At 73.2% G+C, this 12,343-nt stretch carries 11 protein-coding genes; 6 read left to right on the top strand and 5 right to left on the bottom strand.

Annotated elements, in window-relative coordinates:
• The first annotated feature begins 266 nt into the window (after window positions 1-266).
• The 3 genes from QIS99_RS04230 (at window position 267) to idi (ending at window position 3,396) form a co-directional block, all read left to right on the top strand.
• The gene (locus tag QIS99_RS04230; RefSeq protein ID WP_282510482.1) at window positions 267-1,208 is read left to right on the top strand and encodes a cation diffusion facilitator family transporter; all 942 of its coding nucleotides are present in this window, start codon (window positions 267-269) and stop codon (window positions 1,206-1,208) included.
• A 202-nt stretch (window positions 1,209-1,410) separates the two neighbouring features.
• A complete protein-coding gene (locus QIS99_RS04225) occupies window positions 1,411-2,664 on the top strand; it encodes a bifunctional class I SAM-dependent methyltransferase/N-acetyltransferase (RefSeq protein ID WP_282510480.1) in 1,254 nt (417 codons plus the stop codon).
• A gap of 141 nt (window positions 2,665-2,805) precedes the next feature.
• Window positions 2,806-3,396: an isopentenyl-diphosphate Delta-isomerase gene (gene idi, locus QIS99_RS04220; protein WP_282510478.1), complete on the top strand. Its 591-nt coding sequence runs from the start codon at window positions 2,806-2,808 to the stop codon at window positions 3,394-3,396.
• 50 nt (window positions 3,397-3,446) lie between these two features.
• On the opposite strand, the gene QIS99_RS04215 is transcribed toward idi, so the two are convergent.
• The gene (locus tag QIS99_RS04215) at window positions 3,447-3,968 is read right to left on the bottom strand and encodes an ATP-binding protein (protein ID WP_408909474.1); all 522 of its coding nucleotides are present in this window, start codon (window positions 3,966-3,968) and stop codon (window positions 3,447-3,449) included.
• 92 nt (window positions 3,969-4,060) lie between these two features.
• On the bottom strand, window positions 4,061-4,756 hold the full coding sequence (locus QIS99_RS04210; protein WP_282510477.1) for an HdeD family acid-resistance protein: 696 nt from the start codon (window positions 4,754-4,756) through the stop codon (window positions 4,061-4,063).
• A gap of 95 nt (window positions 4,757-4,851) precedes the next feature.
• Between QIS99_RS04210 and QIS99_RS04205 the strand changes: the two genes are divergently transcribed.
• Entirely contained in the window at window positions 4,852-5,628 is a 777-nt protein-coding gene (locus tag QIS99_RS04205) for an enoyl-CoA hydratase/isomerase family protein (RefSeq protein ID WP_282510474.1), read from the top strand.
• Here the strand turns inward: QIS99_RS04205 and QIS99_RS04200 are convergent.
• Window positions 5,619-6,257 carry a DJ-1/PfpI family protein gene (locus QIS99_RS04200; RefSeq protein WP_282510473.1) on the bottom strand — a complete coding sequence of 213 codons (639 nt, stop codon included), beginning with the start codon at window positions 6,255-6,257 and terminating at the stop codon, window positions 5,619-5,621. The two genes, QIS99_RS04205 and QIS99_RS04200, sit on opposite strands and share 10 nt — an antisense overlap.
• A 51-nt stretch (window positions 6,258-6,308) precedes the next feature.
• Window positions 6,309-7,316 (bottom strand): GlxA family transcriptional regulator, encoded by a 1,008-nt coding sequence (locus QIS99_RS04195; RefSeq protein ID WP_282510472.1) that lies wholly within the window; start codon window positions 7,314-7,316, stop codon window positions 6,309-6,311.
• A gap of 113 nt (window positions 7,317-7,429) precedes the next feature.
• Between QIS99_RS04195 and QIS99_RS04190 the strand changes: the two genes are divergently transcribed.
• Both QIS99_RS04190 and QIS99_RS04185 read left to right on the top strand, forming a co-directional pair.
• The gene (locus tag QIS99_RS04190; RefSeq protein WP_282510470.1) at window positions 7,430-8,293 is read left to right on the top strand and encodes an SCO6745 family protein; all 864 of its coding nucleotides are present in this window, start codon (window positions 7,430-7,432) and stop codon (window positions 8,291-8,293) included.
• 187 nt (window positions 8,294-8,480) lie between these two features.
• Window positions 8,481-10,949: a Tex family protein gene (locus QIS99_RS04185; protein ID WP_408909473.1), complete on the top strand. Its 2,469-nt coding sequence runs from the start codon at window positions 8,481-8,483 to the stop codon at window positions 10,947-10,949.
• Window positions 10,950-11,068: 119 nt separating this feature from the next.
• Here the strand turns inward: QIS99_RS04185 and QIS99_RS04180 are convergent, their stop codons facing one another.
• Window positions 11,069-12,124 carry an oxidoreductase gene (locus QIS99_RS04180; protein ID WP_282510465.1) on the bottom strand — a complete coding sequence of 352 codons (1,056 nt, stop codon included), beginning with the start codon at window positions 12,122-12,124 and terminating at the stop codon, window positions 11,069-11,071.
• Window positions 12,125-12,343: the final 219 nt, after the last annotated feature.

Genomic DNA, 12,343 nt, shown 5'->3' with positions numbered 1-12,343 from the left:
CCCGACGGATCGCACCCTCGTCGACCGGCGCCCCGGACGATCTTGCCAGCTCTCTGACCTGGAGTCATTTCCGCAGGTCAGAGCAGATGACAACGGTGTTCAGTGCCGTGTTGCCCCATACCCCTCCCCCGTAGTTCACTGGCTGTCGCCGCCGGGGAACCGGCACGGAGAGAACGACCACGAGCGCGACTGACCGGCACGACTCACGAGCACGTCCGCCGAGACGCACGACTCACGAGCACGTCCGCCGAGACGAGGGAGACCCCATGGGGGCCGGGCACGACCACGGACACGGACACGGCCACGGGGCGCCGCTGACCGGTACGGCCGCGGCCGCGTACAAGGGGCGGCTGCGTATCGCGCTGAGCATCACGGTGTTCGTGATGGTGGTGCAGATCGTCGGCGGCATCACCGCCAACTCGCTCGCTCTGGTCGCCGACGCCGGGCACATGGCGACGGACGCGCTCGGCCTCGCGATGGCGCTGCTCGCCATCCACTTCGCCAACCGCCCCGCCTCCGGCAACCGGACGTTCGGGTACGCCCGCGCGGAGATACTCGCGGCGCTCGCCAACTGCCTGCTGCTGCTCGGCGTCGGCGGCTTCGTCCTGGTGGAGGCGGTGCAGCGGTTCATCGAGCCGTCGCCGACGCACGGGCCGCTCGCGATCGTGTACGGCGCGATCGGCCTGGTCGCCAACGTGATCTCCCTGACGCTGCTGCTGCGCGGCCAGCGCGAGAGCCTCAACGTCCGCGGCGCCTTCCTGGAAGTCCTCGCGGACGCCCTCGGCTCGGCCACCGTGATCGTCGCGGCGACCCTGATCGTGCTCACCGGCTGGCAGGCCTGGGACCCGATCGCCTCGATCGTGATCGGCCTGATGATCGTGCCCCGTACGGTGAAGCTGCTGCGCGAGACGGTGAACGTGCTGCTCGAAGCCGCACCCAAGGGGGTCGACATGGCCGAGGTGCGGACCCACATCCTGGAGCTGCCCGGGGTGCGGGACGTGCACGACCTCCACGCCTGGACCATCACCTCGGGAATGCCGGTGCTCTCCGCGCACGTGGTCGTCGACCACGACATCCTCGACTCGGTGGGCCACGAGAAGCTGCTGCACGAGCTGCAGGGCTGCATCGGCGACCACTTCGACGTGGAGCACTGCACGTTCCAGCTGGAACCGAGCGGGCACGAGGCGCACGAGAAGGTCTGCCACTGACCAGGGCGACCCGCGCGACCCGCGCGACCCGCACAGGTGTTCACCGATCGTGATACCGTGGCCATCGATCTTGGAGGTGGGTTGATGACTGTCGCGTTCCGCGCTGCCGTGCGCAGCGACGAGGTCGTCCCCATGCTCCGGGCTCGCGGCTGACCGGCGAGAGCGCCGCCCGCGGACCCACCCCACCCAAAGGGTTCTCACGTTGTCCGACAACAACGACGCCGTTTACGACGCCTTTTTCGCCCTGCACCACGGACTCCCCCGGCAGGGCCCCGGCTCCGACGCCACCACCCGGCGCCTCCTCGCCCTCGCCGGGCCGCTGCCCGAGCGGCCGCGCGTCCTCGACCTGGGCTGCGGCCCCGGCCGTGCCGCGCTGCTGCTCGCCGCGGAGGCGGGCGCCGAGGTGACCGCCGTCGACCTGCACCGCCCGTTCCTCACCGAGCTCGACGCGGCCGCCGCCGAACGCGGGCTCACCGACCGCATCACCACCCTCCACGCCGACATGGGTGAACTGCCGCTGCCCGACGGGTCGTACGACCTGGTGTGGGCGGAGAGTTCGGCGTACAGCATCGGCTTCGACACCGCGCTGCGCTCCTGGCGCCGACTGCTCGCGCCCGGGGGCGCACTGGTGCTCACGGAGTGCGAGTGGAGCACCCATGCGCCGTCCCGGGAGGCCCGCGCCTTCTGGGACCGGCACTACGCGCTGCGCACGGGCCCGGCCAACCGCTGGGCCGCGGCGGCCGCCGGGTACACCGTGCTCGGCGTGCACCCGCAGCCCGAGTCCGACTGGGAGGCGTACTACGGGCCGCTGGCCCGGCGGGCCGACGCGGCCGATCCGCGGACGCCCGGCATGGCCGAGGCGCTGGCCGCCACCCGCGAGGAGATCCGGATGCGGGCGGAGCACGGCGGCGAGTACGGCTACACCGGCTATGTCCTCAGGGGCTCGCGCCGGCGCGTGCGCCCCGAGCGGGCGGCGGACGTCACCGCCGTGCACGCCGTCAACGCGGCGGCGTTCCCCACCGAGGACGAGGCCCGGCTCGTCGACGCCCTGCGCGCCGACCCGGACGCCTGGATCGACGGGCTCTCGTACGTGGCCGAGGGGCCGGACGGCAGGATCGCCGCGTACGCCCTGCTGACCCGCTGCCGGGTCGGTGGCGAGGCTGCGCTGTGTCTGGCGCCGGTCGCCACGGAGCCGGAGTTCCAGGGGCAGGGCGCGGGTTCCGCCGTCGTCGCGGCGGTGCTGGACGCGGCGCGGGCGCGCGGCGAGGAGCGGCTCGTGGTGGTGCTGGGGCACCCCGAGTACTACCCGAGGTTCGGCTTCACGCGCGCCTCCGGTCTCGGGGTGGGCGTGGCCTTCGACGTACCGGACGAGGCGTTGATGGCGCTGGCCCTGGACGCCTCGGAGCGGGAGCTGCCGCGCGGCACGGTCCGCTATCCGGCGGCGTTCGGCGTCTGAGGCCGCCGCCTGCCGTCCCGTCCCCCGGGGTGCGCGATGCGCTTCGGGGGCGGGACGTGACATGCGGTGCCGAGAAGTGTCCGGTTGCGTCGTATGCGTACGGCAGACTTGTGGGGTCGAAGTCCGAAGCGAAGGATGGTTATGCCGATCACACAAGGCGCCGCGGCGAACACGACGAACGGCTCCGCCGCAGAGATCCTGCTCGAACTCGTCGACGAGGACGGCAACACGATCGGCACCGCGGAGAAGCTCGCCGCCCACCGGGCACCCGGTCAGCTGCACCGGGCGTTCTCGGTGTTCCTCTTCGACGAGCGCGGCCGGCTCCTGATCCAGCGGCGCGCGCTCGGCAAGTACCACTCCCCCGGCGTGTGGTCCAACACCTGCTGCGGGCACCCGTACCCCGGTGAGTCGCCGTTCGCGGCGGCCTCGCGGCGTACGTACGAGGAGCTGGGGGTGTCGCCCTCGCTGATGGCGGAGGCGGGCACGGTGCGCTACAACCATCCGGACCCGGACTCGGGCCTGGTGGAGCAGGAGTTCAACCACCTGTTCGTCGGCATGGTGCAGGCGCCGCTGCGGCCCGATCCGGAGGAGATCGCCGAGACCGCCTTCGTGACGGCGGACGAGCTGGCCGTGCGCCACGACCAAGTGCCGTTCTCGGCCTGGTTCATGACGGTGCTTCAGGCGGCGCGTCCGGCAATCGAGGAGCTGACGGGGCCGTCGGCCAACTGGTAGCACCGGCCGGCCGGACCCTGCGCGGTCACGGGCCCCGCACCTTCCGAGGCCTACACGGGTGCGGGGCCCGTCGGCTTGAGGGGCAGGGCGGCCCAGATGATCTTGCCGCCGGTCGCGGTGTGCTCGGCGTCGCAGGCGCCGCCGGCCTCCTTGGTGATCTCCCGGACGAGCAGCAGCCCGCGGCCGCCGGTCTGGCTCTCCTCGGCGACCAGGGCGGTGGGCCGGTACGGGTGGTTGTCCTCGACCGAGACGCGGACCCATTCGGCGCCGACGGCGACCTCGACCGCGATCATCGGGGAGAGCAGGGCCGCGTGCCGTACGGAGTTGGTGACCAGCTCCGAGACGATCAGCAGGAGGCCCTGGACGACGTCGTCGGAGGCGGGCACCCCCTGGCGGGCGAGCAGGTCGCGCACCGCTCGGCGGGCCTGCGGGACCGAGGCGTCGACCGCGGGCGCGGTGAACCGCCAGACTCCTTCGTACGGCAACGGTGCGGCCGCCGATGTCGGGTCGGCTGCCGCGCTGCCGTGGTCGCCCATCGTCCGGTCCCTGCCCTCGCGCTCGACTGTCGCCACAGGTCGAGTGTGGTGAGGAACGGCCCCCGACCGCCGAAGTGATCAAAACTGGTCGCCTATCGATGACTTCTGATCGCAGACGAGCGCCAGAGTCAGGTCGACGACTGATCCTGCTCGTCTTGTTCTGTCTTCAAGCTCCCCTTGCCCAGGCGGTCCTCCGGCACGCCGCCGGCCTCCGCGCCACCGGGCGTCACCGAGTCCGCCACGTACCCGACGAGCCGGCGGCCGCCGAGACCGAGGGCGATCAGGCCGAGACCGTCGAAGAGCAGCGCGAGCGAGAAGAACGTACCGATGACGTACAGGCTGCTGCCCGGCCACTCGGCGAGCACCAGGATGCCGAGGAGCAGCCCGAATGCGCCCTGCACGAGGGTCAGGCCGAAGTGCGGGCCGCGCACCACCACGCTCCCGGCCAGGCGGAACACCCCGCCGGTGAGGAAGAGCAGCGCGGCGAACATGGTCAGCGCCTCCGCGGTGCCCTCGGGGTGGCGCAGGACGACCACGCCGGCCGCGATGTTGAGCGCCGCGACCACCACGCCGAGCCAGAACACGCTGGTGCCGCGCAGCGACACGGACTGCAGCAGCCCGACGAGGCCGCCGACGAGCAGCAGCCAGCCGAAGAGGAGCATCGAGGTGAGAGTGGCGACGCCGACGTAGACCAGTCCGACGAGACCGCCGACCACCAGGATCGCGCCGAGGAAGGCGAGCACGCCGAAGCCGCGCCTGAGCTGTCTGCCGTCCCGGGCCGCGGCACCGGCGGTGGCTGTGTGCCTGGCTGTGTCCTTGGCCATCGAACGCCTCCTCGGGCGGGGCCCCCGCCGCTGCTCTCGCCTGCGCCCACCCCTTGCCGATCGTACGTTCGCACCGTACGGATAGCATCCGGCGCATGGCGCACTCCCAGCTCACCGGGCCGCGGCTGCGGCACACGGCCGACGGCTCCGTCGCGACCGTCGTCATCGACCACCCGGCCAAGCGCAACGCGATGACCACCGACATGTGGCGCGCGCTGCCGCCGCTCCTGGACGGGCTCGCGGCCGACCCCGAGGTGCGCGTGGTGGTGCTGACCGGCGCGGGCCCCACCTTCTGCGCCGGTGCGGACATCTCGGGCCTGCGGGCCTCGGCGGCCGAGGCGCAGGACCTCGCCGTGACGGCCGAGGAGGCCCTGGCCGCCTTCCCGAAGCCGACCCTCGCGGCGGTACGGGGCTACTGCGTGGGCGGCGGCGCCCAGTTGGCGGCCGCCTGTGACCTGCGGTTCGCCGAGGAGGGCGCGTCGTTCGGGATCACCCCGGCCAAGCTGGGCATCGTGTACGCGGCCTCGTCGACCCGGCGTCTGGTGGACCTGGTCGGTCCGGCGACCGCCAAGTACCTGCTGTTCTCCGGGGAGCTGATCGGCACCGCGCGGGCGCTGCGCACCGGGCTCGTGGACGAGGTGCACGCGCCGGGCGAGCTGGACGGGCGGGTGGGCGAGTTCGCGCGGGTGCTTGCCTCCCGGTCGCTGCTCACGCAGGCGGCGGCCAAGGAGTTCGCGGCGGGCCGCGCCGACCGGGCCGCGCACTGGACCGAGCAGGCGCGCGGCAGCGGCGACACCGTCGAGGGTGTCGCCGCCTTCCTGGAGCGCCGGGCGCCGCGGTTCACCTGGAGCCCGGCCGCGGATCAGGCCTGAGCGGCCTCCTCGGCACGGAACTTCTCGACCAGCTCGGCCGGGGCCTTCTCCGGTGAGCCCGCGTCGTACGGGGGCTGCGGGTCGTACTCGATCATCAGCTGGATGCCCTGCGCGTACGGGTCGCCCGCGATCTTGCCTGCCAGGGTCAGGCCCATGTCGATGCCGGAGGAGACGCCGGCGGCGGTGACGTACTTGCCGTCGAACACCACGCGCTCGCCGGTCGGTTCGGCGCCGAAGGTCTTGAGGGCGTCCAGGGCCAGCCAGTGCGAGGTGGCGCGGCGGCCCTTCAGGAACCCGGCGGCGGCGAGCAGCAGCGAGCCCGTGCAGACGGAGGCCGTCCAGGTGCTGTGGGCGTCGGCCGCGCGCAGCCAGTCGATCACCGCCGGGTTCGCCATCTGCCGCTCGACGCTGTCCGGCGGCCCGCCCGGTACGACGACCAGGTCGGGGCGCTCCACCTCGGCGAGGGTCTGGGCCGGGGTGACGGTCAGGGTGCCGTTGTCGTCGGTGACGGGCCCGGCGTGCTCGGCGACGAAGACGACGTCGGCGTCCGGGAGCGGGTTCAGGGTCTGGTACGGGCCGATGGCGTCGAGGGCGGTGAAGCCTTCGTAGAGGAGGATCGCTGTCTGCATGGCGGGGCCTTTCGGTTGGGTCGGGAGTTGAGTGGTACGGGGCGGAGCGCGTCAGCGTGCCGTCGTCGTGCGGAAGCGGCGGCGGTACTCGGCCGGGCCCGTGCCCAGGTTCCTGACGAAGGCGCGGCGCATCGCCTCGGGTGTGCCGTAGCCGCAGGCGCGGGAGATCTCCTCGACGCCGTCGGCGCTGTCCTCAAGGAGCCGCCGCGCGTGTTCGAGGCGGACCCGGTCCACGTACCGGCCGGGCGTCGTGCCCGTCTCCGCCCGGAAGGCGCGTGCGAAGTGCCGGGGCGAGAGCCTGGCGCGCTCGGCGAGCGCCGACACGGACAGGTCGGACGCGGGGTGCTCGGTGATCCACTGCTGCACCTCGCGCAGCGGCTCGCGCTGCGCGGTCTGCGCGGCCAGCTGGGCGCTGAACTGGGCCTGGCTGCCCGGCCTGCGCAGGAACACCACCAGGTGGCGGGCGACGGTCAGGGCGATGTCACGGCCGAGGTCCTCCTCGACGAGGGCGAGGGCCAGGTCGATGCCCGCGGTGACGCCCGCCGAGGTGGCGACCTGCCCGTCGCGTACGTAGATCCGGTCGGCCTCGACCCGCACCTCCGGGTGGTCGCGGGCCAGCTTCTCGCCGAACATCCAGTGCGTGGTGGCCCGCCTGCCGTCGAGCAGTCCGGCCTCGGCGAGCAGCAGGGCGCCGGTGCAGACCGAGACCAGCCTGCTTGCGTGCGGGGCGAGTTCGCGTACGGCGTCGATCAGCCGGGGGTCCCGGGAGCGGGTGCCGTCCCCGCCCGGTACGAGCAGGGTGTGCGGGGCGGGCCCCTGGCCGAGGGCGCCGTCCGGTACGAGGGTGAGCCCGCTGGACGTACGGACCGGGGTGCCGTCGAGGGAGGCGGTGCGGACGCGGTAGCCCTGGCGGGCGGGGCGGCCGGCGGCCTCGGCCGCGTACGTCGCGCCGGTGAAGACCTCGACCGGGCCCGTCACGTCGAGGCTCTGGACCTCGTCGAAGAGGACCACGAGCACGTCCTGGTCCGCTCGGGCGCACCCGGCGCGCTGGGGATTCATGCGGTCGATTCTTCTGCCGGGCAGGGGTGGCGGCAATGACGAGGACCCCACCTTTCCTGCCGTCGGGGCCCCGGCCCTTCCACGCCGTACCAACCAGTCGGTAACGTGCCGTCATGACCACTTTGCCCGCGCGCGCCGGACGCCGCTGTCACAACGTCGTGAACCCGCTGCACTCCACCGTCTACTTCTCCCCCGACTTCACCGCCGAGCTCGCCGCACTCGGCGTCGACGACCCCAACGACGCCTACTTCGCCGGGCGTGCCGCCGCCTTCGGCCGGGTCGGGCCGGGTGTCGTCTCGGCATCCTTCTACAACTTCAAGCACGACCTGGTCGCCAAGGCCCTGCCCGCCGTCTGGGACACCGCCGCGCCCGAGGACGTGCTCGCCGCGCGCCTGAGCTCCGTCGACTCCACGCTGCGGCGCCTCCTCGGCGCCGAGGCGCCGGCCTCGGACGCGATGGCGGAGGCCGCCCGGCTCGCGCTGCGCGCCACCGAGGCCTGCACCCGGCACGCCCGGCCCCTGTACGCGGCCCACGCCGACCTGCCCGTACCGCAGGAACCGCACCTCGCCTTCTGGCACGCGGCGACGCTGCTGCGCGAGCACCGCGGCGACGGCCACCTCGCCGTGCTCCTGGACGCCGGGCTCGACCCGGTCGAGGCGCTGGTCAGCCACACCGCCACCGGCAAGGGCATGGCGCCCCAGTGGATCTTCGCCACCCGCGGCTGGACCCAGGACGACTGGGACGCGGCGGCCGGGCGGCTGCGGGAGCGCGGACTGCTCGGCGCGGACGGCGAGTTGACCGAGGCGGGCGTCGCGCTCCGCGCGGAGGTCGAGCTGGCCACGGACCGTCTCGACGCGGCCCCGTACGAGCATCTGGGCGCCGCAGGTGTGGAACGCCTGACGGAGCTCGCGACCGCTTTCACCGGCACGGCGCTCGCCGCGGGCGCGTTCCCGGCGGATCTGCTCGGCAAGGGCTGAGGCACTCCGCCTCCCCGGGACTCCCGCCCCCGTTCGACGACGGCTCCCGGCGACGCGCCGGGCGCACCGGGTCTGACCGGCGGCGGGACCCCCGCGCGGGGCGGGCGGAGCCCCACCCGATCCCGGACTGTCACTGCGACCTGCCACAATGCCACTTCAAGCTCAGCGAGAAGGCGGTAGGGGAATCGTGACCACTGGGGCGACACCGACACCGGTCGTAGGGTCCGTCGAGAGCAGGATCGCCGAGGAGCTCGGCGTGCGGGAACGGCAGGTGAAGGCCGCCGTCGAGCTGCTCGACGGCGGTTCGACGGTGCCGTTCATCGCCCGGTACCGCAAGGAAGCCACCGAGATGCTCGACGACGCGCAGTTGCGCACGTTGGAGGAGCGGCTGCGCTACCTGCGGGAGCTGGAGGACCGGCGGGCCGCGATCCTCGACTCGGTGCGGGACCAGGGCAAGTTGACCGAGGAGCTGGAGGCGCAGATCCGGGCCGCCGAGACCAAGGCGCGCCTGGAGGACATCTATCTGCCCTTCAAGCCCAAGCGTCGTACGAAGGCGCAGATCGCGCGCGAGGCGGGCCTCGAACCGCTGGCCGACGGACTGCTCGGCGACCCGTCCGTGGAGCCGCTCGCGGCGGCCGCCGCGTTCGTGGACGCCGAGAAGGGCGTCGCCGAGCCGCAGGCCGCGCTCGACGGCGCGCGGGCCATCCTCACCGAGCGCTTCGGCGAGGACGCCGACCTGATCGGCGAGCTGCGCGAGCGGATGTGGACGCGCGGGCGGCTCGCGGCGAAGGTCCGCGAGGGCAAGGAGACCGACGGCGCGAAGTTCGCCGACTACTTCGACTTCGCCGAGCCCTTCACCGAACTGCCCTCGCACCGCGTCCTCGCGATGCTGCGCGGCGAGAAGGAGGAGGTCCTCGACCTCGTCCTGGAGCCGGAGGAGCCCGCAGAGCCGACCGCTCCAGGTTCCGCCGCCACGTCCTCGTACGAGCCGATCGTCGCGCACCGCTTCGGGATCGCCGACCGCGGCCGGCCGGGTGACAAGTGGCTGCTCGACACGGTGCGTTGGGCCTGGCGGACGCGGATTCTGGTGCACCTCGGGATCGACCTGCGGCTGCGGCTGCGTACGGCCGCGGAGGACGAGGCGGTCAAGGTGTTCGCGGCGAACCTGCGGGACCTGCTGCTCGCGGCGCCCGCGGGCACGCGCGCGACGCTCGGCCTGGACCCCGGTTTCCGTACGGGTGTGAAGGTCGCCGTGGTCGACGCGACCGGCAAGGTCGTCGCGACGGACACGATCTACCCGCACGTCCCGGCCAACAAGTGGGACCAGGCGCTCGCGAAGCTCGCCGGGCTGGCCGCGCAGCACTCGGTCGACCTGGTCGCGATCGGCAACGGCACGGCGTCCCGTGAGACGGACAAGCTGGCCGGTGAACTCATCGCCAAGCACCCGGAGTTGAAGCTCACCAAGGTGATGGTGTCCGAGGCCGGCGCCTCGGTCTACTCCGCCTCCGCGTTCGCCTCGCAGGAGCTGCCGGACCTGGACGTGTCGATCCGTGGCGCGGTGTCCATCGCGCGGCGGCTTCAGGACCCGCTGGCCGAGCTGGTGAAGATCGACCCGAAGTCCATCGGCGTCGGGCAGTACCAGCACGACCTGTCCGAGGTGAAGCTGTCCCGCTCGCTCGACGCAGTGGTCGAGGACTGTGTGAACGGCGTCGGCGTGGACGTGAACACCGCCTCCGCCCCGCTGCTCGCCCGCGTCTCCGGCATCGGCTCGGGCCTCGCGGAGAACATCGTGGCGCACCGCGACGCCAACGGCCCGTTCCTGAGCCGCAAGGGCCTGAAGGACGTCACGCGGCTCGGCCCGAAGGCGTACGAGCAGTGCGCGGGCTTCCTGCGTATCCGCGGCGGGGACGACCCGCTGGACGCCTCCGCCGTACACCCCGAGGCGTACCCGGTGGTGCGGCGGATGGTGAAGTCGACGGGCGGCGAGGTGGCCGCGCTGGTCGGGAACACGGGCGTGCTGCGCTCGCTGCGTCCGGCCGAGTACGTGGACGACAAGTTCGGTCTGCCGACGGTCACGGACATCCTGCGCGAGCTGGAGAAGCCGGGGCGGGACCCGCGGCCCGCGTTCAAGACGGCCACGTTCAAGGAGGGCGTCGAGAAGATCGCGGACCTGTCGTCCGGGATGGTGCTCGAAGGGGTCGTGACCAACGTCGCGGCGTTCGGCGCGTTCGTGGACGTCGGGGTGCACCAGGACGGGCTCGTGCATGTGTCGGCGATGTCGAAGACGTTCGTCAAGGACCCGCGGGACGTGGTGAAGCCGGGCGACATCGTCAAGGTGAAGGTTCTTGACGTGGACATCCCGCGCAAGCGGATCTCGCTGACGCTGCGCCTGGACGACGAGGCGAACTCCGGTGCGGCCGGGGGCGGTTCGGGCACCTCCGCCGGTCAGGGGCAGCGGCAGGGTCAGGGGCAGCGGCGTGAGCGGGGCGGGTCCGGTGGGCGGCCTCCGCAGCAGCGGGGTGGGGGCGGCGGCCGGGACCGGCGCGGTGGCGGTGGCGGTGGCGGTGGCCGTCAGGCTCCGGCGCCTGCGAACAGTGCGATGGCGGACGCGTTGCGGAAGGCGGGGTTGCTGGACGAGGGCGGGCGCGGGCGGTAGTCGGAGCTCGGCATTCGCGCCCCGACCGGGGCGCGGCATTCGTACCCCGACCGGGGCGCGGGGCTGTGACAACATGTGCGGCTCCGCCGCGTGGGCGCCGACCAGCCACGACGGCCGCCTCAAGGCACCGCGCTCACCAGCACCGCCCCCGGCGCCCGGGCCACCAGGAACGCCCGGCCCCGCACCGCCCGGGGGTCGAGGGCGATGCGGTGGCTGCCGGGTTCGAGGATGCCCTCGTACACCGCGTGGGCGCGGCCGCGGTGGAGGCGGTCCAGGCGGTACGCGGTGAGGCGGACGCGGCAGGTCGAGGCGACCTGGACGTCCGCCTCGCCGTCGACCACGTCGAGCCCCGCGAGCCGGTGACGGGCGAGCTGCCCCTCTCCCAGGGCCTGTTCGATCTGGGCGACCAGGAGCGGGACGATCGGGGCGAGCCCGTCGACGTACTCGACGGCGATGCCCGCCCGCTCGAACTCCCCGCGTATCGCGGCACGTTGACCGTCCGTCACGCCTCGGCCGAACGCCACCGCGCCGTACGTGCGCAGCTCCTCGGGCGGGATGTCGAGCGTGCCGTCGGCGGGCAGGGTCTCCGCGCCGATGCCGATGATCCGGAGCGCGGCGGCGAGCTTCGCGAGGACCGCCGCGCGGGCGCCGACCAGCAGGACGCGGCGGCGGGCGGCGGGAGCGCCGGAGGCGTCCTCGGCCCGCAGGACGCGGCGTAGGGCGTTCCGGTACTCCTGAGCGCGGAAGCGGAACGGGCCGATGCCGTGGTAGCCGTTGCGCTCCAGGTCGGCGCGCTCCTCGGTCTGCCAGGCGAAGTCCCGCCACACATAGGCGTCGCCGCCGTCCGTCCCGTCCCCGGCACGCTCGATGACCGCCGTCACCGCGCCGCAGGCCAGCGCCTCGCACTCCGGGCAGCCGTAGATCACGTACCGGCCGTCGGCCAGCGGGGCCTCCGCCTCCAGGAGGAGTCGGCGCACATGGTCGACGAAGATGGCGGGCGGCACGTCCGCGGCGAGCGGGGAGACCGCGTCGAGGTCGGAGAGCTGGAAGAGCAGCGGGCGGCCGTCGACGATGAAGTCCAGGTAATCCCGGTGCACTTGATAGCCACCGTCCGCGAGGACTCCCCCGGCGCGGGTCGCCGGGGCCAGGCCGAAGGAGGTGTATTCGGCAGACATGTGCGGAGTATTCCCGCCGGGACACGGAAGCGAGCATGCCGGCCGGTGCCGATTCCGGTGCGGTAGCGGTGCCGGTACGAGTGCCGCTTCCGGTGCCGATTAGGGCGTGTCCGGCGGATCTTCGCGGAACAGGCCGCGGCGTCATGGGGGTCCCCCCTGTTCGAGCGGAGCCGAGAGCTTGGGGGAGCGTGCTCTGGGGGTCCCCCCGGCCGGAGGCTG

Origin of the sequence: Streptomyces solicavernae (assembly GCF_029968095.1) — a bacterium.
In the GTDB taxonomy this organism is placed as follows: domain Bacteria; phylum Actinomycetota; class Actinomycetes; order Streptomycetales; family Streptomycetaceae; genus Streptomyces; species Streptomyces solicavernae.
This window is presented reverse-complemented; position numbering and strand designations above follow the sequence as displayed.